The sequence below is a fragment of the Mesorhizobium maamorense genome (assembly GCF_044998965.1).
GTDB lineage: Bacteria > Pseudomonadota > Alphaproteobacteria > Rhizobiales > Rhizobiaceae > Mesorhizobium.
In genome coordinates this window covers 2597148-2622488 of the sequence record NZ_CP173356.1, presented here as the reverse complement: position 1 = coordinate 2622488, position 25341 = coordinate 2597148, and the positions used below count along the sequence as shown (strand labels likewise).

Annotated in this window: 21 protein-coding genes and 1 pseudogene; 10 read left to right on the top strand and 12 right to left on the bottom strand. The window is 64.4% G+C overall.

Translation table 11 applies throughout. From position 1 onward, the window contains the following. Nucleotides 1-10 precede the first annotated feature (10 nt). From ACIU1A_RS13410 to ACIU1A_RS13400, 3 genes are all read right to left on the bottom strand, one after another. Nucleotides 11-2593, bottom strand: coding sequence for an FAD-dependent oxidoreductase (locus tag ACIU1A_RS13410; protein ID WP_404927490.1), 2583 nt, complete (start codon nt 2591-2593; stop codon nt 11-13). Then, nucleotides 2590-3075, bottom strand: a complete 486-nt coding sequence (locus tag ACIU1A_RS13405; RefSeq protein ID WP_404927489.1) for an endonuclease domain-containing protein — start codon at nt 3073-3075, stop codon at nt 2590-2592. The genes ACIU1A_RS13410 and ACIU1A_RS13405 overlap by 4 nt, the downstream gene beginning before the upstream one ends. A 161-nt stretch (nt 3076-3236) precedes the next feature. Beyond that, entirely contained in the window at nt 3237-4814 is a 1578-nt protein-coding gene (locus tag ACIU1A_RS13400) for a trimethylamine methyltransferase family protein (RefSeq protein WP_404927488.1), read from the bottom strand. 216 nt (nt 4815-5030) lie between these two features. On the opposite strand from ACIU1A_RS13400, the gene ACIU1A_RS13395 reads away from it, so the two are divergent. The 7 genes from ACIU1A_RS13395 to ACIU1A_RS13365 all read left to right on the top strand — a co-directional run bounded on the left by ACIU1A_RS13395 (nt 5031) and on the right by ACIU1A_RS13365 (nt 14259). After that, nucleotides 5031-6920 carry a phospholipase D-like domain-containing protein gene (locus ACIU1A_RS13395; protein ID WP_404927487.1) on the top strand — a complete coding sequence of 630 codons (1890 nt, stop codon included), beginning with the start codon at nt 5031-5033 and terminating at the stop codon, nt 6918-6920. Nucleotides 6921-7085: 165 nt separating this feature from the next. Beyond that, nucleotides 7086-8261 (top strand): MFS transporter, encoded by a 1176-nt coding sequence (locus ACIU1A_RS13390; protein WP_140495673.1) that lies wholly within the window; start codon nt 7086-7088, stop codon nt 8259-8261. Nucleotides 8262-8355: 94 nt separating this feature from the next. Next, a complete protein-coding gene (locus ACIU1A_RS13385) occupies nt 8356-9516 on the top strand; it encodes an MFS transporter (RefSeq protein WP_404927486.1) in 1161 nt (386 codons plus the stop codon). Nucleotides 9517-9620: 104 nt separating this feature from the next. Then, complete coding sequence (locus ACIU1A_RS13380; RefSeq protein WP_404927485.1) at nt 9621-11681, top strand: prolyl oligopeptidase family protein; 2061 nt, start codon at nt 9621-9623, stop codon at nt 11679-11681. Nucleotides 11682-11748: 67 nt separating this feature from the next. After that, the gene (locus tag ACIU1A_RS13375; RefSeq protein WP_140495676.1) at nt 11749-11889 is read left to right on the top strand and encodes a capsid protein; all 141 of its coding nucleotides are present in this window, start codon (nt 11749-11751) and stop codon (nt 11887-11889) included. 49 nt (nt 11890-11938) lie between these two features. Then, complete coding sequence (locus tag ACIU1A_RS13370) at nt 11939-13318, top strand: aspartate aminotransferase family protein (RefSeq protein ID WP_140555060.1); 1380 nt, start codon at nt 11939-11941, stop codon at nt 13316-13318. Between the two features lie 122 nt (nt 13319-13440). Continuing rightward, entirely contained in the window at nt 13441-14259 is an 819-nt protein-coding gene (locus ACIU1A_RS13365) for a cytochrome c oxidase assembly factor Coa1 family protein (protein ID WP_404927484.1), read from the top strand. A gap of 98 nt (nt 14260-14357) precedes the next feature. On the opposite strand, the gene mmsB is transcribed toward ACIU1A_RS13365, so the two are convergent. Both mmsB and ACIU1A_RS13355 read right to left on the bottom strand, forming a co-directional pair. Beyond that, a complete protein-coding gene (mmsB, locus tag ACIU1A_RS13360) occupies nt 14358-15242 on the bottom strand; it encodes a 3-hydroxyisobutyrate dehydrogenase (protein WP_140564136.1) in 885 nt (294 codons plus the stop codon). 26 nt (nt 15243-15268) lie between these two features. Then, entirely contained in the window at nt 15269-16435 is a 1167-nt protein-coding gene (locus tag ACIU1A_RS13355) for an isobutyryl-CoA dehydrogenase (protein ID WP_404927483.1), read from the bottom strand. 144 nt (nt 16436-16579) lie between these two features. Between ACIU1A_RS13355 and ACIU1A_RS13350 the strand changes: the two genes are divergently transcribed. After that, a complete protein-coding gene (locus ACIU1A_RS13350) occupies nt 16580-17194 on the top strand; it encodes a dimethylsulfonioproprionate lyase family protein (RefSeq protein ID WP_140517255.1) in 615 nt (204 codons plus the stop codon). 3 nt (nt 17195-17197) lie between these two features. After that, nucleotides 17198-18674 (top strand): annotated as a pseudogene (locus ACIU1A_RS13345) (cobyric acid synthase). Here the strand turns inward: ACIU1A_RS13345 and ACIU1A_RS13340 are convergent. The 4 genes from ACIU1A_RS13340 to ACIU1A_RS13325 all read right to left on the bottom strand — a co-directional run bounded on the left by ACIU1A_RS13340 (nt 18675) and on the right by ACIU1A_RS13325 (nt 21117). Further along, nucleotides 18675-19097, bottom strand: a complete 423-nt coding sequence (locus ACIU1A_RS13340; protein WP_404927482.1) for a VOC family protein — start codon at nt 19095-19097, stop codon at nt 18675-18677. Between the two features lie 85 nt (nt 19098-19182). Further along, nucleotides 19183-20022 (bottom strand): helix-turn-helix domain-containing protein, encoded by an 840-nt coding sequence (locus ACIU1A_RS13335; protein WP_404927481.1) that lies wholly within the window; start codon nt 20020-20022, stop codon nt 19183-19185. A gap of 82 nt (nt 20023-20104) precedes the next feature. Next, nucleotides 20105-20275, bottom strand: a complete 171-nt coding sequence (locus ACIU1A_RS13330; RefSeq protein WP_404927480.1) for a hypothetical protein — start codon at nt 20273-20275, stop codon at nt 20105-20107. A 56-nt stretch (nt 20276-20331) separates the two neighbouring features. Next, the gene (locus ACIU1A_RS13325; protein WP_140555067.1) at nt 20332-21117 is read right to left on the bottom strand and encodes a TSUP family transporter; all 786 of its coding nucleotides are present in this window, start codon (nt 21115-21117) and stop codon (nt 20332-20334) included. 185 nt (nt 21118-21302) lie between these two features. Here ACIU1A_RS13325 and ACIU1A_RS13320 point away from each other — a divergent pair, with 185 nt between their 5' ends. Beyond that, nucleotides 21303-21734, top strand: a complete 432-nt coding sequence (locus ACIU1A_RS13320; protein ID WP_140495687.1) for a TerB family tellurite resistance protein — start codon at nt 21303-21305, stop codon at nt 21732-21734. A 95-nt stretch (nt 21735-21829) separates the two neighbouring features. Here ACIU1A_RS13320 and ACIU1A_RS13315 read toward each other — a convergent pair whose 3' ends face one another. Genes ACIU1A_RS13315 through ACIU1A_RS13305 form a run of 3 tightly spaced genes read right to left on the bottom strand, consistent with a single transcriptional unit; the run spans nt 21830 to nt 25262 of the window. Next, the gene (locus ACIU1A_RS13315) at nt 21830-23452 is read right to left on the bottom strand and encodes an ABC transporter ATP-binding protein (RefSeq protein WP_140495688.1); all 1623 of its coding nucleotides are present in this window, start codon (nt 23450-23452) and stop codon (nt 21830-21832) included. Further along, nucleotides 23449-24318, bottom strand: coding sequence for an ABC transporter permease (locus ACIU1A_RS13310; RefSeq protein WP_404927479.1), 870 nt, complete (start codon nt 24316-24318; stop codon nt 23449-23451). Before ACIU1A_RS13310 ends, ACIU1A_RS13315 begins: the two co-directional genes overlap by 4 nt. Continuing rightward, nucleotides 24315-25262 carry an ABC transporter permease gene (locus ACIU1A_RS13305; protein WP_140762737.1) on the bottom strand — a complete coding sequence of 316 codons (948 nt, stop codon included), beginning with the start codon at nt 25260-25262 and terminating at the stop codon, nt 24315-24317. The genes ACIU1A_RS13310 and ACIU1A_RS13305 overlap by 4 nt, the downstream gene beginning before the upstream one ends. Nucleotides 25263-25341 lie beyond the last annotated feature (79 nt).

The window sequence follows — 25341 nt, the reverse complement described above, 5'->3', positions numbered from 1 at the left end:
TGGCGAAACCTCAGCTCCGCATCTTCTCGCCGCTCGGGTCGAACGGCGCCTCGACATTGATGCGGGCCGGACGGCGATGGCCGAGGATTTCGATCTCGAACAGGCCGGCACTTTCATCCTCGGCCAGCGCCGCCGGCACGTAGCCCTGCGCCATCGACTTCTGGATATAGTGGGCATAGCCGCCGGAGGTAACCCAACCGACCACGCGCCAGTCGCCGTCGACGATGCCGCGCACAGCGGACGCGCCTTGCGCCGCCTTGGAGCCCCGAACTTCCTTGCCGGCTGCATCGAAACGCGGCGCGCCAAAGCCATGCGGCTTTTCCACCGTGCCATAGTCCTTGCCGACCTTGGCCCAGATCGGCTCGTCACCCATCACATCGGCGTCGGCCGCCTCGACAATGAAGGACACGCGGCGCAGCTTCGGTCCTTCAGCCCGTTCCCTGGCGGCCGCGTCGCGGCCGATGAAGTCGTTCTTCTCCAGCTTGATGAAGCGGTCCATCGAGCCTTCGAACGGTCCGTAGATCGGCCGCAATTCGCGGAACCAGGTCGGGAAGTTCTTTTCCAGGCGCATCGAGAGCAGGGCGCGCATGCCGAAATCGACCAGCCCGAATTCTTCGCCTGCGTCCTTGATCGCCTTGTAAACCAGGCGCTGATAGGCTGGCGCCATCCAGATCTCGTAGCCGAGGTCGCCGGTATAGGTAATGCGGTTGACCATGCAGGGGGCGCCGCCGACCGCCATTTCGCGGAAATCCATGAAGCGGAAGGCCTTGGTCGAGATGTCGACATCGACCAGCTTCTGCAGGAGGTCCCGCGACTTCGGTCCGGCAATCGACAGGCCGACAAGCGTCTGGTCGAAGCGGTGGATGCGTACCTCTGACGCGCTTGGACCATCCTTCGGCAGGTGCTTTTCGAACCAGCGCATGTGATATTTCTGCGCGGCCGACGAGCCCCAGATCATGAAGCGGTCTTCCGCGGCCTTGGCGATGGTGAAGTCGCCGATCAGCTTGCCGAATTCGTTGATCATCGGGGTCAGCACGATGCGGCCCGCCTTCGGCATGCGGTTGGTCATCAGCCGGTTGAGGAAATCCTCCGCCCCCGGTCCGGAGACCTCGTATTTGGCGAAGTTGGCGATTTCGGTGACGCCGACGCGCTCGCGCGTGCCGCGCACTTCCTCGCCGATAGGGCCAAAATCGTTGGAGCGGTGGAAGGAGACGATATCCTTGGGCTCCTTGCCCTTCGGCGCGAACCATAGCGGGGTCTCAAGGCCCCAGGAGTCGCCCATGACGGCGTTGTTGGCGAGCATGGTGTCATAAAGCGGCGTCGTCTGCGCCGGGCGTGCTGCCGGCAGTTCCTCATTGGGGAAGCGGATCGAGAAGCGGCGCGAATAGTTCTCGCGCACCTTGGCGTTGGTGTAGCGCAGGCTCGCCCATTCGCCGAAGCGGGCGACGTCCATGCCCCATACGTCGAAGCCGGGATCGCCATGCACCATCCAGTTGGACAGCGCCAGGCCGACACCGCCGCCCTGGCTGAAGCCGGCCATGACGGCGCAGGCGCACCAGAAGTTGGTCAGGCCCTGCACCGGGCCGACCAGCGGATTGCCATCCAATGCGAAAGTGAACGGACCGTTGATGATCTGCTTGATGCCGGCCTTCTCGATGCCGGGGAAATGCTTGAAGCCGACCTCCAGCGACGGCGCGATGCGGTCGAGGTCGGGCTGCAACAGCTCGTGGCCGAAATCCCAGGGCGTGTTGACCGGCGACCACGGCTTGCACGCCTTTTCGTAAGTGCCGAGCAGGATGCCGTTGCGCTCCTGGCGGGTGTAGATCTCGCCCTTGAAATCCATCACGCCGATCATCTCGCGGCCGGTCGATTTGTTGAATTCCTCGACCTCCGGCATGGGCTCGGTCAAGAGATACATATGCTCCATGGCGAGCACCGGCAGCTCGAGGCCGACCATGCGGCCGATCTCGCGCGCCCACAGGCCCCCGCAGTTGACGACATGCTCGGCGTGAACCGTGCCTTGTTCGGTGATGACGTTCCAGGTGCCGTCGACCTGCTGCGTCAGTTCGACGACGCGGTTGCGCAGCACGATCTCGGCGCCGAGTTTCTTCGCCGCTTTCGAGTACGCAATCGTCGTGCCGGACGGATCCAGATGGCCTTCGACCGGATCCCACATGGCGCCGACGAAATTCGTCTCGTCCATCAGCGGGAACATCGCCTTGGCCTCGGATGGCGTGATCAGCTCGGTATCCATGCCGAGATAGCGGCCCTTGGCATGGGCAAGCCGCAGGAAGTCCATGCGCTCGGGCGAGTCGGCCATCATCACGCCGCCGGTCAGGTGCAGCGAACAGGACTGGCCGGAAAGCTCCTCGATCTCCTTGTAGAGCTGCACGGTATAGGCCTGCAGCTTGGCGACGTTGGGGTCGCCGTTGAGCGTATGGAAGCCGCCCGCCGCGTGCCAGGACGAGCCGGAAGTGAGCTCCGAACGCTCGATCAGCATGATGTCGGTCCAGCCGGCCTTGGCCAGGTGATAGAGCACCGAGCAGCCGACGACGCCGCCGCCGATGACAACCGCTTTTACATGGGATTTCATGAAGATAGGTCCGTTTTTGAAGAGATTGAATCGGGTGAATGCGGTGTGAAAACAAGGCGGAGGTCGGATGCAGCGATGTTTTCGGTCAGCCTGCCGTCGAGCGCGGCAAGGACGGTTTCACAGACGGGAGTACGATGTTTCAGGACGTCATGGCTCGAGAGGCGCAGGATCGAATAGCCTTGGGCGCGCATGAAATCGTCGCGGCGGCGGTCATAGGGACTGTCGGCGTGCTGTGAGCCGTCGATTTCAACGACCAGCCATTTTTCGCGGCAACAGAAGTCGGCGTAGTATGGTCCGATAGAGAACTGGCGTGTGAACTTGTAGCGACCAAGTCTGCGGGCTTTTAGTTCGAGCCAAAGCAGTGCTTCGGCCTGATTGTTGCCTTGCCTGAGTTTCCTGGCTCTCTGGGTTGTAACTGACTTTCGGCGACTGCGGGTTTTACGAGCGGCTTCCGCCACTCCGTCGCTGCTTCGCAGCGCCACCTCTCCCCTCCGGAGGGAGAGGAAGGGAGCCAGCCCGGCCAAGCTCACGCCCTTCCTCTCCCCCGTCGATCGGGGAGAGGTGTCGAGCGCAGCTCGACGGAGTGGGGGTCGACCGTTCATCGAATCCATACGCGTGATCAGTTCATCGAGAACGCAGACGATCAAAAATCGGTCGGCGCGCCGCCTTCGGCGCGGCGCTTCTGGACGAAGGCGTTGAGCTCTTCGCGGATCGCCGGGTCCATGTAAGGCTCCTCATAGGAGGCCAGCCGCTCCTTCCACACCTTGTTGGCCTTTTCGAGCGCCGTCGGCGAGCCGGCTTCGGCCCAGGTCTCGAAATTGCGCCAGTCGGACAGGATCGGCGAGTAGAAGGCGGTCTTGTAGCGATCCTGCGTGTGCTGTGTGCCGAAGAAGTGGCCACCGGGGCCGACCGACTGGATGGCGTCGAAGCCAAGCGCCTGTTCGGACAGGTCGAGCGGGGTCAAGAATTCCGCCACCATCTGCAACAGGTCGATGTCGAGGATGGTCTTCTCGTAGGAGCAGCGCAGGCCGCCTTCGAGCCAGCCGGCGGCGTGCATCATCAAATTGCCGCCGCCCTGGATGGCGCCCCACAGCGAGAACACGCTTTCATAGGCGGCCTGTGCGTCGACCGTGTTGGCGGCGCAGGTGTTGGAGGTGCGGTAGGGGATGTTGTAGCGGCGGGCGAGCTGGCCGCCGACGAGCTGCGCCTTCATGTATTCGGGCGTGCCGAAGGCGGGCGCACCCGACTTCATGTCGACATTGGAGGTGAAGCCGCCATAACCGACCGGCGCGCCTTTCCTGACCATCTGGGCAAACGCGATGCCGGACAACGCCTCGGCGTTCTGCTGCACCAGCGCGCCGGCAATGGTCACCGGCGCCATGGCGCCCGACAGGGTGAACGGCGTGACGATGACGACCTGGCCCTTGCTCGACATCTGGATGATGCCTTCCATCATCGGCACGTCGAGTTTCAGCGGCGAATTGGTGTTGATGATGGTGAAAACGGACGGTTCTTCGAGCAACTGCTCGTGGCTGATGCCGCGCGCGATACGGGTGATCTCGATGCCGTCGACATTTCGTTCCTTGCCGAGCGAATAGATGTGGAACACCTTGTCGGTCAGCGTGGCGAGATCGCGGATGCATTCGAGGTGGCGGACGGAAGGATGGATATCGATCGGCTCGACCGGATAGCCGCCCGTGCAGTTCAGTATGTTGTGCATCTGCGCCAGGCGCAGGAAATTGCGATAGTCCTGCTGGTTGCCGGGCCGGCGGCCACGATCGATGTCCGAGCAATTGGGCGCCGAGGCCATCATCGAGATGATCAGGTTGTCGCTGCCGAAGCGCACATTGTGCGCGGGGTTGCGGGCATAGATAGTGAATTCAGGTGGGCAGTGCGACACCAGATCGAGGATCATGTCGCTGTCGAAGCGCACGCGCTCGCTGCCTTCGCGCACGTCGGCGCCATGTTCCTTCATAATGCGGCGGGCTTCGTCATGCAGGACGTCGACACCGATCTCCTTCAGCACCCGCAGCGAGGCCAGGTGGATCGATTCCAGCTCGTCGTCGGAAACCAGCTTGGTCGGCTGGAGCGGGATTTTCAGCTGGCGGAACGGCGGCTGCTCGAACGCGGCCGAGCCGCCTGCGCGTTTTCCGGCGCGGCCGCCGCGGCGGGCACGATCGGTTGCCAATGCCGGTTCGGCGGGTTGAAGGGCGGCGGTCATGAGGGGCCTCGTACGATGCGAAAGTGGGCGGCATAATGGACCGGCGGCTGTCCGGCCATTGCGGAGGCGGCGACCACTAGAGCGAGGGAAGCGACATGCCGGAACGGCAGCTGCGTGGTCCCGAGGCAGGCCGGCGGATGTGGGGGCGCCATTCGTTGCAGTATCGTCTTTTGCTTCTGGTAAACTTGTGCGTCGAATATCTCCGGAGGGAGAGCCATGCCTGACGTCGTCAAAGTGCGTGCCGCCACCAACAACGAAGTCGCGTTCCTCTCCTGGGACCTCGACGCGATGATCCCGGGCTGCCTGGGCTTCGAGATCGTCCGCCTCTATGCCGACACCGGCGAGGAGCGTTGCCTGGCTTCCTGGGTGCCCTTCAAGGGACAGCGAAACAAGGATTGGATCCCCCAGGATACCGGCGTCTGGCCGGTGCAGAAGACATTCTGGCGCGATCTCACTGTCCGGCGGCGCCGCGACAGCCTCGATGTCAGGCCAGACGGCGAAATGATCGCGTACCGGGTGCGTCCGGTCGGCGATATGAAGGCGGGGCTCGATCCCGTGCCGGTGCGCCCGGAAAAGACCTATACCGGCCCAGCGCGGCCGCTGGGCTATCTCGGCCGGGGCGCGGTCAGCCCGCCGATCTTCCTCGGCCAGATGTTCGGCAAGGCGCGCGTCGCCTTCACCAATGGCGTATTGTCGACGCAATGGATGTCGCGCGCGCTGGCCGAGGCCGGCATCAAGGTCGGGCAGCGCGACAAGATCAGGGCTGTGCTGCAGGATCCGACCAGCAAGATACGCGCCTACCTGCATGGCGACGTGCCTGATGTGCTGATCAGCCTGCTGAAGCGGGCCAAGGCCGAAGGCGGCACGGTCAGGCTTGCGCTCTACGAGCTTGGCGACGACGAACTGTGCGACGCAATCATTGCCGCCAAGGATGTCGTGGAGGTCATTCTTTCCAACTCGGGCAGGGATGACCAGACGAAGGCCTGGGACGCTGGCAACGCGCCTTACAGGAAGCGGCTGCACGACGCGGGCGTCGCGGTGACGGATCGCCTGTTCAACAACAACCATATCGGCCACAACAAGTTCGCCGTCTATCGCGATGCCCAGGGCAAGCCGCAATCGGTGATGACGGGCAGCACCAACTGGACCTCGACGGGCATTTGCGGGCAATCCAACAACGCCTTCATCCGCGACGAGCCGGCGATGGCCGAGATATTCGACGCCTACTGGCAGCGCATGAAGGCCGACCTGTTCCCGCCGCCGGCCACGGAAAGCGCCGCCGGCCATGTCGCGCAGACGCAAGGCGTGCCGTTTCGCAGGGAAAACCACAGGCCAAACCCGCTCAACGGCGCCACGGCGGCGCTGGACGGCATGACGGTGTGGTTCTCGCCCAATGATCCCGAGCGCAACAAGAAGGACATCTCGGTGCGGCCGGTCGATCTCGAGGACCTCTTCGCCCGCATCAAGGCAGCCAAGCGCGCCGTGCTGTTCCTGGTGTTCAATCCTTCGCGGCTCGGCGACAATTCGATCGTCGACCAGGCGGTGGCGGCGGCAAGGGCCGATCCGAAGCTGATCGTGCAAGGGGCAATCAGCGATGAGACCGCCATGCCCAACTATGTCGCGCCGACCAAGGATCCGGTCACCCATAAATCAAACAGGGACGGCAAGTCGCCCTTCGTCTATCCGGAGAAGGTCTGGGAGGCGCCGAACGTTTCCATCGTGCGGGCGGCGAACCTGACCGGCGCCACGATCGCCCGCGATTTCCAGGCGGAGGTGCTGACCGTCGGCCATGCCATCGTGCACGACAAGATCGTCATCATCGATCCGATGGAGGACAACGCGACGGTCGTCACCGGCAGCCACAACCTCGGCTACAAGGCTTCCTACGAGAATGACGAGAACATGGTGATCGTCGAAGGCGACAAGACCTTCGCCGCGGCCTATGCCGTGCATATGCTCGACGTGTTCGACCACTACAAGTTCCGCGCCTGGCGCAGGACCATCGGCAAAGGCCCTTCGGATGACGATGGGCTCTCCATCGACGACAAGTGGCTGAAGCCTTACGCGCAAGGCAGGAAAGGCGCGATCGCACGGTATTTTCCATAGTGCTGCCGGCAGGTGCTGACGGCTTTTGGCGCAAGCCTTCCGGTGCACAGCGCCGGCCGTTGGCGCAAGCGGATTTCGCTGTCCGGCCCTTCCTTTCCCGTGATCGAACCGGTAGCTGATGGCTTGCCGATCCGCAGGTCGGCGATTCACTCATGGAACGGCAGCATGGTCGCGACCGGCTCGAGCCAATGCGAAGCGGCAACGCAGTGGGCAGCGCTCGCCGGCGTCACCGCAGCGCTGGCGATGTTCGGCGCCGCGCAAGGGCTGAGCTCGCCGCTGTTCACGCTGCTGATGCAGAAGCAAGGCATGTCGCCGGGCCTGATCGGCCTGTCGGCGGCGATGATGCCGGTTGGCTTGATCCTGTCTGCCTCGTTCGTGCCCGCCGCCGTGCGGCTGGTCGGCGCCCGCACGCTCGCCGTCGGCTGCTCGCTGATCGGTGCGCTGTGCTTCCTGGGCATCGGCTATCTGCAGGATTGGGTGGCGTGGTTCGTCCTCCGTTTCATCATCGGCGTGGTCATCAACCCGCTCTATATCCTCGGGGAGGTGTGGGCGCTGTCGCTGGCGCCGCCGGCGCGACGCGGCCGGGTGATGGGCGTGTTCAACACGCTGATGGGGGCCGGCTACGCGGCCGGGCCTTTCACACTGACCCTGCTCGGCACGTCGGGCTGGGCTCCCTTCAGCGTCGGCATTGGCGGGTTCGTGCTCTGCGCCGTCATTCTGCGCCTTGTCTCCTCAAAGCTCACCGGTTTCGAGGATGACGGCCAGCCAGCCGGCAGCTTTATCGGTTTTGCCCGGCTGGCGCCGGCGCTGCTGCTGGCGGTGCTGGTCTCGGCAGCGGTCCAGCAAAGCACCTATGCGCTGGTTCCGGTCTTCGGCGCCGGCTATGGCTTGCCGGAAGCCGTGCTCGCCGCTCTGGTGATGGCGTTATCCCTGGGCAATATCCTGCTGCAGATCCCGCTCGGCCTGCTCGCCGAACGCTTCGGCGGCCGCCCCATGATCCTGGCCTGTGCGGTGGCGACCACCGTTTGCGCGCTTCTGCTGCCGCTGCTGATCACGACGCCGCTGATCTGGGCGGTGCTGCTGGTGATGGGAGCGGTCGGCTATGGCGTCTACACGATGGCGTTGGTGGAACTCGGCAGCCGCTTCAAGGGCTCGCTGCTGGTCACCGGCAACGCCGCTTTCGCCTTGTTGTGGGGCGTTGGCGGCATTGTCGGTCCGCCCAGCGCCGGTCTGCTGATGCAGGCGATCGGGCCTTTGGGATTGCCGGCGGTGATCGTCGGCCTGGACGCGCTGCTGGTCGCCTTCGTGCTCTACAGATCGGCCAGCCGCAGAGGCTCCTGACAGGGTTTGGCCGGAACAAGCGTGGGTTCGGGCTTTGGGGCTTACGGCTGTCGGGTCGAAACGCTAAGCCTGCAGCCGAGAGGCGATGTGGATCATGGACCGGGTGGAACCGAAGCGCGACGATACGATGCAGTGGGCAGCGATCACCGGTGTGATCGCGACCGTGTCGGTGTTCGCCATCGCGCAGGGACTGTCCTATCCGCTCTTGAGCTTCATCCTGCAGCGGCAGGGCGTTTCGCCTGTCATGATCGGCCTGTCGGCGGCGATGACGCCGATTGGCTTCATCGTCTCGTCGCCGCTCATCCCGTCACTGGCGCGGCGGTTCGGGGCAGGGCGCACGGCGCTGACCTGCGCGGCGCTTTCGGCGGTCGTGCTGGCGCTGATCGGCTGGACACAGAACGTCTATCTCTGGTTTCCGCTGCGGTTCCTGATCGGCGCGGTGACCAATCCGCTCTATGTCTTAAGCGAAATCTGGGTGATCGCGCTGGCGCCGCCGGCCCGGCGCGGCCGCATCATGGGCGTCTATTCCACGATCATCTCGGCCGGCTTCGCCGCCGGGCCGCTTTGCCTGCTGGCCGTCGGTACGGAGGGCTGGCCGCCATTCCTGGTCGGCATTTCCGCTTTCATCTTCTGCGGCGGCTGCCTGGCCCTGGTGGTCGGGCGCCTGCCTAAGGTCGACGAAGCCGGGCATCGGCTTTCGGTGATGGGCTTCATGCCGCTCGCCTGGCTGCTTTTGTCGGCAGTAATCGTGGCTGCCGGCTTCGAGCAGGCGGTGCTGGCGCTGCTGCCCGTCTACGGCACGCATTATGGCATCGCCGAGAACCGCATGTCGGCGCTGTTGTCGACGATGATCGCCGGCAACATCGCCATGCAGGTGCCGCTCGGCCTGCTGGCCGAGCGGCTGACGGCGCGCCTGGTGCGGTTCATCTGCCTGGTGCTGACGCTGCTCGGCTGTCTGCTGCTGCCGCTATTGATCGAAACGCCGCTGGTCTGGCCGATGATCTTCGTCTGGGGCGCGGTGTCCTACGGCATTTATACGATGGCGATCATCGAACTCGGCGAGCGTTTCAGCGGCTCGGCGCTAATTGCCGGCAATGCCGCTTTCTCCCTGATGTGGGGCGTCGGCGGCGTCCTCGTTCCGCCGCTTGCGGGCGGCGTGATGAACGGGATCGGCGCGAGCGGCCTGCCGGTGACGCTCGGCGCGATCTGCCTGGCGCTGGCGGCTGCGACCGTCATCCGGCGGCGGATCGTGTGACGGCCTGAAGCGATCTGCCGCGATGACGCGGCTTCAACACCTTGAATCCGGCGCCCTTTGACGCGATGTAGGCAGGGCCGCCCCCCGACTTCCCGGAGACCCGCATGACCATTTCGACGACAAAGCCTGGCTTGGCGACCGATGATCCCTTTCTTTGGCTGGAGGAAAGGACGAGCAAGGAGGCGCTCGACTGGGTACATCGCCAGAACGAAGTCACGGTGGCGCAATTGCAGGGCGATCCGTCCTACCAGGCGTCGTTCGAAACCGCGCTCGATCTGATGACCGCCGAGGACAACATAGCCGTCGGCTCCGCGCTCAACGGCTACGTCTATAATTTCTGGCAGGACAAGACCAATGTGTTGGGCCTGTGGCGCCGCACGACGGTGGCTTCCTACAAGACCGACAGACCGGACTGGGAAACCATCATCGACTTCGACCAGCTCGCGGCGAAGGAGGGAGTGAAGTGGGTGTTCGGCGGCGCCAGCCGGCTCTACCCCGATTTCAACCGCTGCCTGGTTTCGATGTCGCCTGATGGCGGTGACGCCAGCGAGATGCGCGAATTCGACATCGCCGCCAAATCGTTCGTCGAGGACGGTTTTCGCGCGCCCGCTTCCAAGTCCGGCTTCGGCTGGCTCGACAAGGATACGGTGATCGTCTCGGCAGCCTTCGAAGAGGCCGACAAGACCGAATCCGGCTACCCGCGCGTCGTCAAATTGTGGACGCGCGGCACGGACCTTGAAGACGCGACGCCGATCTTCGAAGCGCAGAAGGAAGACCTCGCCGTCGGCGCCGGCCTGGAGTTCGATGGCGAGAAGCGGCATTTGTTTCTAACGCGGACGCTCAACTTCTTTGCATCGCACAGTTTCCTGCGTCTCCCGTCAGGTGAAAACAGACGCATTCCGTTGCCCGACGACGTTACCGACACGGCGCTTTTCAAGGACCAGATGGTGTTTGGCGTGCGTACGCCTTGGACGGCGCCGGATGGCACGTCCTGCCGGCCGGACGGGCTCTATTCGTTCGATTTCGCGCATTGGATCGAGACCGGCAGTTTCGGCGTCATCGAGACCTTGCTCGCGCCGGCGCATCGCGTGTCCATCGCCACTCTTGCCAGGACGCAGGACCGCCTGTTCATCAGCCTGATGGACAATGTGCGCGGCAAGGTTGTGGCCTGCGAACGCAGGGACGGCGCCTTGTCGCTGAAACCGGTCGCGTTGCCGGAAAACGGCACGGTAGGCATCAGCCATGCCGAACATTTCGGCGCCAGCGTCTCCTTCTCTTTCACCGATTTCCTGACGCCGAGTTCGATCATCTGGTCCGACGACAATGGCGAGACGCTCGCCACCGTGAAGTCGCAGCCGTCGCGGTTCGATGCTTCGCAGCTCGTCTCGGAACAGTTCGAGGCGCGCTCGAAGGACGGCACGATGATTCCCTATTTCATCGTCAGGCGGCGTGACCAGAAGGGCCCGGTGCCGACGCTGCTCTACGGCTATGGCGGCTTCGAAGTGCCTTTGCTGCCCGGCTATGCCGGCGTGCGCGGCAGGCTGTGGCTGGAGAAGGGCAATGCCTATGTGCAGGCCTGCATTCGCGGCGGCGGCGAGTTCGGGCCGGCCTGGCACCAGGCAGCGCTGAAGGGAAACCGGCAGAACGCCTTTGACGATTTCGCCGCGGTCGCGCAGGACGTCGTCAGGCGCGGCATTGCGACAGCCGCCTCGCTCGGCATCCAGGGCGGCTCGAATGGCGGCTTGCTGACGGGCGTCTCGTTGACGCAGCATCCTGAGCTGTTCGGCGCCGTCATCATCGAGGTGCCGCTGCTCGACATGCTGCGCTACACCGAATTGCCGCCCGGCGCGTCGTGGATGGCCGAATATGGCGATCCGTCCAAGCCGGAAGATGCGACCTGGCTGGCCGCCTACTCGCCTTACCAGCATGTCGAGGCCGGTGCCTATCCGCCGGTGCTGCTCACCACCTCGACCGCCGATGACCGGGTGCATCCCGGCCATGCGCGCAAGATGGCCGCCCGCCTGCAGGAGGCCGGCCACGCCGGCACGCTCTTCTTCGAAGAGACCGAGGGCGGCCATGGCGGCCGCGGCGACCGCCGGCCGCAGGCGGCACAGGCCGCGATGAAGTACGTTTTCCTGCAGAGGACGCTGGGCGGGAAGGGCTGAACCGAAAGCCTTCGGACTGGAGCGAAGGGTGGTTCACCTCGAACCTTCTTTGCTCTAAGGTGCCTTCATGGCTCCCGTGGTGACATTGGCCGGCCTTTTCGGGGTTCGGGCATTTGGGGGCGCGGTGACGCCGTCGCTGCGCACGTTGCGCGCCGAGCTTTTGCGGCTTTGCGCCCGCATAGGCTATTCGCCACCCGCTATCCTCTGAAGAATCCGCCCCGGCGCAGCCGGATTGGTTCCAGAGGAAGATCAGATCCATGACCTATCAGAATTATTCGCTGAAGCAGCTTCAGCAGATCGACGCCGCGCATCATCTGCATCCGTTCACCGACCATAGGGAATTGCGCGAGGCCGGATCGCGCATCATCACCCACGCCAACGGTCCCTTCATCTATGATTCCGAAGGGACGGAACTGCTCGACGGCATGGCGGGGCTGTGGTGCGTCAATATCGGCTATGGCCGCGACGAGCTCGCCGAGGCAGCCTATGCGCAGATGAAGGAGCTGCCTTACTACAATTCCTTCTTCAAATGCTCGACGCCGACGCCTGTGCTTCTGTCGAAGAAGCTGGCGGAGATCGCGCCGAAGAATGTCAACCAGGTGTTCTATGGCTCGTCCGGCTCGGAAGCCAACGACACAGCGCTCAGGCTCGTGCGCCACTATTGGGTGCTCGAAGGCAAGCCGCAGAAGAACCGCGTCATCTCGCGCAAGATGGCCTATCACGGCTCGACCATCGCCGGCACGTCGCTCGGCGGCATGGACGCCATGCACAAGCAGCTCAACGGAGAGGTGCCCAACATCGTCCATGTGATGACGCCGTACGCCTATGAGCTGTCGCTGCCGGGCGAGAGCGATCATGATTTCGGCCTGCGCGCGGCAAAGGCGGTCGAGGACGCCATCCTCGAAGCCGGCGCCGACAAGGTCGCCGCCTTCATTGGCGAGCCGGTGATGGGAGCTGGCGGCGTGAAGATACCGCCGGCAAGCTATTGGCCCGAGGTACAGCGCATCTGCCGCAAATACGATGTGCTGCTGATGCTGGACGAGGTCATCACCGGCTATGGCCGCACGGGCGAATGGTTTGCCGCGCAGACGCTTGGCATCGAGGCCGACACCATCACCACCGCCAAGGCGCTGACGTCGGGCTACCAGCCGCTGTCGGCGCTGCTGGTCGGCGATCGCATTGCCTCGACGCTGATCGAGAAGGGCGGCGAGTTCAATCACGGTTATACCTATTCCGGCCACCCCGTGGCTTGCGCCGTGGCGCTGAAGAACCTGGAGATCATGGAGCGGGAGGGTCTGGTCGACCGCGTCAGGAGCGACACCGGGCCCTATTTCGCCAAGGCGCTGCAAGAGCGCATCGCCGGGCACGAGCTGGTCGGCGAGGTGCGTTCGATCGGGCTGATGGGTGCGATCGAGATCGTCAAGGACAAGGCGACCAAGGAGCGGTTCCTGCCGGCTGGAAGTGCCGCGGTGACCGTGCGCGACCATGCGATCGCCAACGGCATGATGCTGCGCGCCACCGGCGACACAATGATCCTGTCACCGCCGCTGATCTGGACCCGCGACACGATCGATATGGCCTGCGAGCGTATCGGCAAGGCGCTCGACCTGGCGCAAGCGGATCTGCGCAAACGGTAAAAGAAATGGCCGGGCGTTCGTGATCGAGACGCCCGGCCGCTGGCCCCAGACAGACTGAGGGTTCCGGTCGCCGGCGCTATCGGTTACAACCCGCCAAGGCAGTTTTGCCGACGGGGAACGCGATGGCCGGACAACCGCTCAACCAGCCCGCCGAAATCCCGGCTGAGCTCGATCGCTGGAATTGGGGCGCCTTCTTCCTCAACTGGATCTGGGGCATCGGCAACTCCACCTTCATCGCCCTGCTGGCGCTGATCCCGATCGTCAACATCGTCATGATCTTCGTGCTCGGCGCGCGCGGCAGCCGCTGGGCATGGCGGAACCGGGTGTGGCGCGATGCCGAGCAGTTCCGCAGAACGCAGCGCAACTGGGCGATCGCCGGTCTTGCCGTCTGGGTGCTTAGTATCGGGGGCTGCGCGACGATGGTCGGCGGCATCCCTTTCATGATCAAAGGCAGTGACGCCTATCACATGACCATGGAGGTCGTTCGCGCCGATACCCGGGTGAAAGCCGCTATCGGCGACGACGTGACCGCCAATTTCTGGGTCGGCGGCCATCTCAACGTCAACGCAGATGGGACCGGTGACGCGCAGTTCAGCATTCCCATCCACGGCGCCAAGGGAAAGGGCACGGTGTTTTCGCATCTTGTTCGCAATGCAGGCACGTGGAGCACGCGCCTGCTCGTGGTCCGGGTCGAGGGCGCCGATGCGCCGATCGTGCTGACCAATGAAGATCACGTGCCGATCCCCGAACGCGGCAATCGGAATATGAGGGATGTCGGATCCTGGAACGCAAAAACCGCGCCCCACCGGGAACGCGGCTTTGCCAGATACGCTTGGCGTTTCGCTACGCAAACACTTGGCGAAACTTACGGGCTCCGGTACGCGAGACCTGATCCGGAGCGCCGGGCGGACGCGATATCCGCCTCGCAGTCCGTTCTATAGGGACATCGTTACCGCGGAGTTATCGAGAGCTTAAGCAAACCTAAATTTTGCGGTTCTCCGGCGGGGCGTACGAAAGAAAGACGAGCTTTATCAATCGCTTATTGATTGACGCCGCGCAGAAAATTTATGATCCCGGAAAAATCGGCGCCGGCGTTCCCTTGCGCGTTGAACAGGCCGTAGAGCTGTGTCGCTTCGGCGCCAAGCGGTGTCACCGCGCCCGCGGCTTGTGCGGCTTCCTGCGACAGCTTCAAATCCTTCAGCATGAGTGCGGCGGCGAAGCCGGGCTTGTAGTCGCGGTTGGCGGGCGAGGTCGGCACCGGGCCGGGCACCGGGCAATAGGTGGTCAGCGACCAGCACTGGCCTGAAGAGGTTGAGGCAACGTCGAACAGGGCCTGGTGCGCCAGGCCGAGCTTTTCGGCCAGCACGAAGGCCTCGGCGACGCCGATCATCGAAATGCCGAGAATCATGTTGTTGCAGATCTTGGCCGCCTGGCCGGCGCCGTCGCCGCCGCAATGGACGATGCGCCCGGCCATGGGCTTCAGGATCGGCTCGGCGGCGGCGAAGGCGTCGTCCGAGCCGCCGGCCATGAAAGTCAGCGTGCCGGCGGCGGCACCGCCGGTGCCGCCCGAGACCGGCGCATCAACCGACAGCAGGCCGTGCTTTGCGGCGATGGCATGCGCCTTGCGCGCCGATTCGACGTCGATGGTCGAGGAATCGATGAAAAGCGCGCCCTTCTTTGCCTTGGACGCGATCTCTTCGTAGACCGACAGGACATGCTTGCCGGCGGGCAGCATGGTAATGACAACATCCGCATCTTTCACTGCGGTCAAGGCATTGGCCATGATCGTAACGCCATGTTCTTTGGCGACGGTGAGGTTTTCGGACATTAGGTCGTAGCCGTGCACGGCATACCCCGCTTTGACCAGGTTCGCCGCCATTGGATTGCCCATATTCCCAAGGCCGATGAAGGCGATTGTGGTCATTGTGTCACTCCCGGAGTTTGCTGGCTTCAGCGACCGATCAACGCGCGGGCGATGATGACGCGCATGATCTCGTTGGTGCCTTCGAGGATCTGATGCACACGCAGGTCGCGCACCAGTTTCTCGATGCCGTAATCGTGCAGGTAACCGTAGCCGCCGAGCAGCTGCAGCGCATCGTTGGCGACGTTGAAACCGGTGTCGGTGACGAAGCGCTTGGCCATTGCCGACCATTTCGAGGCATCCGGTGCCTTGCGGTCGAGCTTGGAAGCGGCGGCATAAAGAAAGATGCGCGCCGCCTGCAACTCGGTTTCCATATCGGCCAGCCGGAACTGCAGCGCCTGGAACTGGTTGATCCTGGAGCCGAATGCCTTGCGCTCGGCCGTGTAGGACAGCGCCTTGTCGAGCGCCGACTGGGCCCCGCCAACCGAACAGGCGGCAATGTTCAGCCGGCCGCCATCGAGCCCGGCCATGGCGATGCCGAAGCCGGCGCCTTCGCCTGACAAAAGGTTTTCGGCCGGCACCTTGCAATCCTCGAAAATGACCTGGCGGGTCGACTGCATATGCCAGCCCATCTTGTGCTCATTGGCGCCGAAGGAGAGTCCCGGCGCATCTTTCGGCACGACGATGGTGGAAATGCCTTTCGGTCCCTCGGCGCCGGTGCGCACCATGACGGCATAGATATCGCTGTCGCCGGCGCCGGAGATGAACTGCTTGGCGCCGTTCAGCACGTAGTCGCCGCCGCTCTTCACCGCCCGCGTCTTCAGGGCAGCGGCGTCCGAGCCGGAACCCGGCTCGGTCAGGCAATAGCTCGCCAGCCATTCCATGGAGGTGAGCTTCGGCAGGAAGCGCTGGCGCTGGCGGTCGTCGCCGAAACGGTCGATCATCGAGGCCACCATATTGTGGATCGAGATGAAGGAGGAAAAGGCAGGGTCGGCGTGGGACAGCGCTTCGAAGATCAGCACGGCGTCGAGCCGGCCAAGGGCGGAGCCGCCGACATCGTCCCTGACATAGATGCCGCCGAGGCCCAGCGGGCCGGTCTCGCGGATCACGTCGGCGGGGAAATGCTTGTTGCGGTCCCAGTCTAGCGCGTTCGGCGCGACGCGATCGGCGGCGAAGGCCTGAGCCATCTCCTGGATGGCACGCTGGTCCTCGTTGAGTTCGAACTGACTGGTGCTCGCATCGACCGCGGCGTCCATGGCGTGCTCCCTATATGCTGGCCAGCTGGCTCGCTGGCCTGTCGTTTTTGGCTTTGCGCGCGCACCAATCTAGACCAATGATGCCGCCGCGCAACCCGAGCCGCCGCGGAGCGGCTGTGCGTCAATGCATGTCCGGAGCAAGATGTGACGACAAAATTCGATGAGCTGCTAGAGCGGTTCCACGCCTATCTCGCTTCCGTGGATGACTTCCTGGTGCAGGATGCGGTGGCGCGCATAGGGTGGGATATGCCCGCCCGCGAGCTTGAACCGCACCCACTCGGCTGCCTGCGCCATCTCGATCGCGCCGCCGAATTGACGCCGGCGCGGACCAAGCAGCTGGTGCAATTTCTGGCGCAGGAGCGCGGCGAATTGCGCTGGGGCCAGACCTACGGCGAGTCGGATTTCGGCAAGGCGTTCATCGACAATTATGGCTGGCTCGAAGTATTCGGCACCCGCGGCCACTTCGCCAACGACGAGGTCGCCGCCGGCGTGCTGATCCTTGGGCCTGATATCGTCTATCCCGACCACCATCATGTCGCCGAGGAGATCTATATCCCGCTGACCGGCGGCACCGAGTGGCGCATGGGCGAGGACAGCTTTCACAAGCGAGAGGCCGGCGAGGTCATCCACCACGCTTCTAAGGTCAATCACGCCATGCGCACCGGCAAGGAGCCGTTGCTGGCGCTCTATATCTGGCGCGGCGGGCCGCTGGCGCAGAAATCCACGATCACCGGGACCGCGACGCAGGGCAGGGGCTGAGCCATGGCTAAAGCCATTATGCTGCAAGGCACGGGTTCGGATGTCGGCAAGACCGTGCTGGTCGCCGGGCTGTGCCGCGCCGCGAAAAAGCGTGGGCTGAAGGTGCGTCCGTTCAAGCCGCAGAACATGTCGAACAATGCCGCTGTCGCCGATATTCCCGGCGACAACAGGGCTGGCGGCGGCGAGATCGGCCGCGCGCAATGGCTGCAGGCGATCGCCTGCGGCGTGCCGCCATCGGTTCACATGAACCCCGTGCTGCTCAAGCCGCAGACCGATGTCGGTGCGCAGGTCATCGTGCAAGGCAAGGTGTTCGGCGAGGCGCGGGCGCGCGACTACCAGGCGCTGAAGGGCCGGCTGATGGACGCGGTGCTGGACTCCTGGGGCAAGGTCGGCGAGGGCGCCGATCTCGTCATCGTCGAGGGCGCGGGCTCACCGGCCGAGATCAATCTCAGAAGCCGCGACATCGCCAATATGGGCTTTGCGACGCGTGCCGATGTGCCTGTCGTGCTGGTCGGCGACATCGACCGCGGCGGCGTCATCGCCTCGGTCGCGGGCACGCATCTGATCCTGCCGGAGGAAGACCGGCGCATGATCGTCGGCTACCTCATCAACAAGTTCCGCGGCGACGTCTCGCTGTTCGACGACGGCATCAAGGCGATCGAAGGGTTCACCGGCTGGCGCTGCTTCGGCGTGGTGCCGTGGCTGAAGGCGGCAGCGCGGCTGCCCTCGGAGGATCTCGGTGGTGCTGGAACGGCTTGCCTCCGGGGAGGCGCGCGCGCTGAAGGTGGCGGTGCCGATGCTTGGCCGCATCGCCAATTTCGACGATCTCGACCCGCTCAAGGCCGAGCCGCAGGTGGAAGTGGTGTTCGTGCCGCCCGGAAAGCCGTTGCCGCAGGATGCGGGACTGGTGGTCATTCCCGGCTCGAAGTCGACGATCGGGGATCTGCTGAAATTTCGCGAAAATGGCTGGGACCGTGATCTTCTCGCCCATCGCAGGCGCGGCGGCCATGTCGTCGGCATTTGCGGCGGCTTCCAGATGCTTGGTCGCATCGTGCGCGATCCCGACGGCATCGAGGGCAGCGTCACCGAAGCGGAAGGGCTTGGCCTGCTCGACATCGAAACGGTGATGGAACCGGAAAAGACGGTGCGCAACGTCAGCGCCCGCTCGGTGTCGTTCGACCTGCCGCTCGAAGGCTACGAGATCCATCTCGGCCGCACCACCGGCCCGGACATGCTGCGGCCGGCCGCAATCATCAATGGCGCCGAGGACGGTGCGGTCTCGGCGGATGGCAAGGTGGTCGGAACCTATATGCACGGGCTGTTTGGCGCCGACGCCTTTCGAGGGAGGTTCCTCGAAAGCCTCGGCGTCAAGGGCGGCGGCATCGACTATCGCGCCGAGGTCGAGAGGGCTCTCGACGAGGTCGCGGCCCAGTTGGAGAGCCAACTCGACTGCGACGCGATCTTTTCGCTGGCGCGGTAGCTAGTTGGCCATTTCGCCTGCCTTCGGCCAATAGGTGCCGAAGGACCAGACATTGCCCTCCGGGTCGCGGCAGATGAACTCGCGACTGCCATAGTCGCGGTCAGTCAATTCCTGGAGGATTGTGGCGCCTGCCTTCTTCGCTTTGGCGTAGGCGGCGTCTGCGTCGTCGACGGCGATGTAGATTGACTTGCCGCCGCCTGTGCCGGGTTCGCCAACCATTTTGCCGTAGTCGTCGTCGCGCGCGCTGCCGAGCATGATCATCGAGGAGCCGAAGACCAGTTCGGCATGGTGCACGACATCGCCTTCGCCGTAGCGGGCACGGATGCTGAAGCCGAAGGCTTCGCACAGCCAGTCAATCATTTTTGCGGCGTTCCTGTAACGCAAGGCGGGGTAGAGGCGGGGGGCTTCAGGTGATGCGGGCATGGTAACCTCCTTCATTCAGGCTGGTCGATGAACCCAGTCTGAGCGACAGCCGTTCCGGCGTCTTGAAGAAATGTTACCCGAGGCTTTAGGCCTGTGCCGGAACCGAGAGCGCTGTCGGTGTCTCGCCGGCAAGGACGCGGAACTCACGCACCAGATGCGCCTGGTCGGCATAGCCGCAATCGGCCGCGATGTCGGCCCAATCGCCAGCTTGCTGCCTCGACAGGCCAAGCGCGCGGTTGAAGCGGACGATGCGCGACAGCGTTTTCGGGCCGATGCCGGTCGCGTCCGCGAATTTCCCCGCCAGATGCTTGCGGCTCCAGCCCAGCCTGTCGGCCAGTGACGAGACGCGCACGCGGCCGCCGGAGGCGAGGATCCTGTCATAGGCCCAGGCAACCCCGGCCCGCGTTTCCGGCGCATCGGCCAGCCGGGCGGCCACGAACATCTCGACAAGGGCAAAACGTTTGCTCCAGTCCGCCGCGTTGCCAAGCCGCTCGCGCAAGGCGACGCCTTCGATGCCGAGCACATCGTCCAGGCTGATCATGCGGTCGGTCAACCCGCTCATCGGCCGGCCAAAGAATCGGCGTGCGCCAAGCGGGGTGAAATTGACCTGGACGCAGCAGGCGCCGCCGAAGGATTCGATCATCACGGGTCCGGCATAGAGGCCGGCGGCGAAACTGGCGAAGCGATCATTGTCGCCGGGCGGCTTGCCAAGGCCGATGGCGAAAGGTTCGGCGAAGCTGATGACCAGAGGCACGGTAAGGGAGGCATATTCGACATTGCGGTAATGGCCGGGCGCCGTTTCGCGATAACCGCAAATGTCTGACACAATGCCCGCGAGGGCAGGGCTGGGAAGGCGCCGCCGCATCTCGAACCGCCCGGGGACTGACCGGTCCTGTTCCTCCTGACATGGCATCTCGATTGGCATCGACAGGACTCTAGCAGAGCCCGGACCCGAATCAAAAGCGCCCGGCTGGGCCGGGCGCTCCGAATTGCCTGAGATTTGAATGTCAGGCGCCGCGCATCAGGCAGCCGCCGGCAAGCACGAGGTAAGCAATGAGCACGATCCACACCGATGCGAGTGGGATGAACGAAAGAAGGCCGAGGGCGGGGAGAATGCCGATGAGGGCGATGACAAGGGAGATGATGAAAACAATCTCGGTAGGTGCGCTGAGCTTCATGTGCGGGTCCTCTCCTCGACATGATTCAAACAGCGGCATTCCATCAGGCGCGCGGGTCACACACCAATCAGGACGCGCAGGGGGTTCGCCGGGTCGGCCAGGAGCTTCGCCGCCAGAGCGACGCAGACGATGACAAGCAGCGGCTTGATCAGCCTGGCGCCGATGCGCATGGCCAGGCTGGCGCCGAGGCGGGCGCCGAGGAACTGGGCGACGCCCATCATCAGGCCGATCTTCCAGGAGATGACACCGACCGCGGCGAAGACGACGAAGCCGCCGATGTTGGAGGCGAAGTTGAGCAGCTTGGTGTGGGCCGTCGCCTTGAGTACGCCGTAGCCGGCCAGCGCGACGAAGGCCAGCATGTAGAAGGAGCCGGCACCCGGCCCGAACAGGCCGTCGTAAAAGCCGATGGCCGGCACCAGCGTTATCCCGAACAGGAAGGGCGTCATACGTTCGGCGCGATCAACGTCGGTCATGTTGGGCTTCAGGGCGAAATAGAGCGCGATGGCAATCAGCACCAGCGGCAGAAGCGCCCGCAGCAGATCGCCGGGCACGATCGTTGCCAGCAAGGCGCCGACGGCACCGCCGGCAAGCGCCAGCAGCGCAGAAGGCAGTTGCCGGCGAAGGTCGACATGGCCTTTCGCGGCATAGTGGATGGTCGCAGATCCCGAGCCGAACATGCCCTGCAGCTTGTTGGTTCCCAGCGCCTCGACCGGCGAGAAGCCGGCCAGCAGCAGTGCGGGAATAGTGATCAGCCCACCGCCGCCGGCAATCGAGTCGACAAAGCCCGCGGCAAAACCGGCGAAGGCGAGCATGGCGACGGATTCTAAGGTGAGGTCGATCATCAGGGAGAAATCAAGCCAGAGATGCTCCGGCTTCGATCACGAACACCCCGTTTGCGCAAGACCGATTTCACGCTACTTCTATCCAAGCGCGTCGCGCCTGGATTTCGCGTTGTGCTGTCATTATCCCAAAACCGCTGCGCTTTTTTGGGCTACATGGATTAGAGGAATCGGCAAAGGGGCTCCCGATGGCATTCGAACTGCTCGACCAGATACGCTCGATCTTCGATGGCGACCCCGGGGTGCGCAAGGTGGCGGACGACCCCGTGTTGTCGGCGGAACTTCTGATGCTGTTCCGCATGATCCTGGCTGACGGAACGGTCAGCGAGAGCGAGATGGTTGCCTTCCGGCGCATCTGCAAGGATGCCTTCGGCATTCCGGAAACCAGCATCGACGCCGTCATCGAATATCTCAACGAATTCGGCTACGAAACCAATGGCTCACAGGCCATCGCGCTGTTCCGCGACCTCGATGTCGAGCGGCGCAAGCAACTGGCGCAGCATATGGCCGAGATCGCCAAGGCGGACGCGCAATTGGCCGAGACCGAGGTGCGCCTGCTGCGCCGCACGCTCGACCTGCTCGACATCAGCCCGGTCGACGTGGTGAAATCTGAGCAGTAGGTTGATGGGATCCCAGCCGGGCCGGCTGTCTACGGCAGCCTCCGGCATTTGCGGCCTTTCACTCACACGGCGGATTCGCTTCGCGAACCGATCGCTCACCCCTGCTCCTGCATACGGCGTGCAATTGCCCTGTGCAGGTCCGGCGCTGCGGCGACAAGCGTCTTGGCCGCCTCGGATTGCGGGTGATCCAGCACCTCGCTCGTCCGGCCACGCTCGACGATCTGGCCGTCATGCATGACCAGCACTTCGTCCGTTATGGCGCGGGCGACGGTGAGGTCGTGGGTGATGAAGAGATAGGCGATGCCGAGTTTCTGGTTGAGCTCGGCGAACAGGTCGAGGATCTGAGCGCGGATCGAAACATCGAGCGCCGAAACCGGCTCGTCGGCGACGACCAGTTTTGGGCGGGTGATGATGGCGCGGGCGATCGACAGGCGCTGGCGCTGGCCGCCGGAAAATTCGTGCGGATACTTTTCCATGTCGTGCTGGTCGAGGCCGACCTCGTGCAGCGCCTGCGCCACCATCTCGCGGCGCTCGGCGCGCCCCGGTTTCCTGTCCAGCACGTGCAGCGGCTCGGCGACCAGTTTCTCGACCGTCTGGCGCGGATCGAACGAGCCATAGGGGTCCTGGAATACCACCTGCATGTCGCGCCGCGCCGGCTTCAGGTCCGCCTCGCTCTTGCCGGTGAGGGGCTCGCCGCGAAAGCGGATGGTTCCCGAACTCGGCCGGTCCAGCGCCAGGATCATGCGCGCCAAGGTAGACTTGCCGCAGCCGGAGCGGCCGACCAGCGCCACCGACTGGCCCGGCGCCATGGACAGCGACACGCCGTTGACGGCGCGGATGTCAGGCGCGCGCCGGAACAGCGAGGTGCGCCGGCCGGGATAATCGCGCGTCACGCCCTCAACCTCGAGCAACGGCCGGGCTGCCGAGGGGCCATGCGGCCGGGCGCGAGCCGGCACGTGCATCGAGGCCAGCGCCAGCTGACGGGTATAGGGGTGGAGCTGTTCAGAGAGCGTGCGGGCCGTATCGCCGGCTTCCATGACTTCGCCCCGACGAAGGATGGTAATGCGGTCCGCCATCTCGGTGACCACGGCGAGGTCATGCGAGATCAGGAGCAGGCCCATGCCGCTCTCCGCGACAAGGTCGCGCAAGAGGGTGAGGATTTGCGCTTGGAGCACAACATCGAGCGCCGTGGTCGGCTCGTCGGCGATCAGCAGCTTCGGCTTCAGCGCGCAGGCCATGGCAATGACGACGCGCTGGCGCTGGCCGCCGGACAGTTCGTGCGGATAGCGCGACAGCGGGAATTTTGCCGACGGCAAGCCAACCCGGTCGAGCATTTTTCGCGCCCGCTCTTCCGCCTCGGCGCGGCTCGCCTTGGCATGCCAGCGTATACCTTCGGCGACCTGCTCGCCGATGGTCTTGAGCGGGTTCAGCGCGGTCATCGGCTCCTGGAACACCATGCCGATATCGTCGCCGCGCAGGGCGCACATCTGATCCTCGCTTGCCGCGAGGATGTCGATGCCGTCGAAGGTGATGCGCCCGCTGGCACGCGCGGCATATGGCAAGAGCCGCATGACGCTCAGAGCCGTCATCGATTTGCCGGAGCCGGATTCGCCGACCAGCCCCATTACCTCGCCGGGCGCGATGGAGAACTCGATGCTCCGGAGGATCGGCGTGTCGCCGATCGCCAGCGACAGATTGTCGATTTCCAGCAGGCTCATCGTTGCCGCCGCGATTTCGGATCGAGGATGTCGGCGATGCCGTCGCCCAAAAGGTTCAGCCCAAGCACGGTGATCACGATCGCCATGCCGGGAAAGATCGCCATCCAGGGCGCCACCACCATGCGGGTCTGGGCGTCGAACAGCATGCGGCCCCAGCTCGGCATTGGCGGTTGGGCGCCAAGGCCCAGATAGGAAAGCCCGGCCTCGGCCAATATGCCGAGCGCGAACTGGATGGTGCCTTGTACCAGGAGCAAGGTGGCGGTGTTGGGCAGCACATGTTCGATAGTGATCAGCGCCTTGCCCTTGCCGGCGGCGCGGGCGGCGAGGATGAATTCGCGCGGCCAGATCGCCAAGGCGCCGGCGCGGGCGACGCGAGCAAAGACAGGGATGTTGAAGATGCCGATGGCGATGATGGCATTAACGGCGCCGGGGCCGAAGATGGCGGTGATCATGATGGCCGACAAAAGCGCAGGGAAGGCGAAGACCAGATCGTTAATGCGCATCAGCGCCTCGTCGATGAGGCCGCCGCGCGCCGCCGCAAAAGCACCGAGCGGCACGCCGACGCCCATGCCGATGCCCACCGCGACCAGCGCCACGGCGATCGAATTGCGGGCGCCGACCATGATCATCGACAGGATGTCACGGCCGAAATGGTCGGTGCCGAACCAGTGCATCCAGGACGGCGCCAGGGTCTTGTCGGATATGACCAGCCGGGTCACGTCGTAGGGCGTCCAGACATAGGAGAGGATCGCCACCGCCGCCACGAACAATGTGACGGCGAAGCCGGCAAGAAACGAGCGGTTACCGAACGCCTTGACGAGGATGCCGCCCAGCGTCTCTTCGGGGATGTCGGGATGCAACATCATTGCCGGCTTCTGAGCCGCGGATCGACGACGGCATAAGAGAGGTCGACGACGAGGTTGACGGCGATGACCGCGGCGACCAGCAGCATGACGACGCTTTCCACGACGATCAGGTCACGCTGGGTGATCGCCTGGAACACCAGCCGGCCGAGGCCGGGCAGGTAGAAGACGTTCTCGATGATGATGGTGCCGGCGAGCAGGAAGGCGAATTGCAGGCCAAGAATGGTCAGCACCGGGATCATGGCGTTGCGCAGCGCGTGCCGCCACAAGACCACGCGGTAAGGCAGGCCCTTGGCGCGGGCGGTGCGGATATAGTCCTCGTTCAGCACCTCGATCAGCGCCGAACGGGTAACGCGTGCCAGGATCGCGGCCTGCGGCAGCGCGAGCGCCACAGCCGGCAGCAGCAGCGATTTCAGCGCCGGCCAGGCACCAGCCCCCCAGCCAGGAAAGCCGCCGGCCGGAACCAGCCGCAACCAGACGGCGAAGAGATAGATCAGCATCAGCGCGAACCAGAAATTGGGAATGGCGACGCCGAGCTGCGCGGCGCCCATCGCCGCTGTGTCACCCATCCGCCCGCGATGGTTCGCTGAAAACAGGCCGACCGGGATGGCGATGAGGGTGGATAGGGCGAGCGCAATCAGCGCCAGCGGCAGTGAGACGACGAGACGCTCGCGCACGAGATCGATGACCGGCACCGAATAGGTGTAGGAGCGGCCGAAATCCAGGCTGAGCAGGCCGCCGGCCCAGTGCAGGTAGCGCCAGGGCAAGGGCGCGTCGAGGCCCATCTGGTTGCGCAGCAGCTCGACCTGGTCGGCGCTGGCATTCATGCCCAGCATCAGCCGCGCCGGGTCGCCGGGCAGGATCTCCAGCACCGCGAAGACGACCATGGAGGCCAGCGCCAACGTGGCGGCGGCGATCGCGAGACGCCTGAGGAGGTAGGCGGTCATCGCTTGATCGGCCAACAGTCGAAATCGGCGCCGCCCCTCATCGCCCTGCCGGGCCCTTCTCCCCGTATAGTGACGGGGA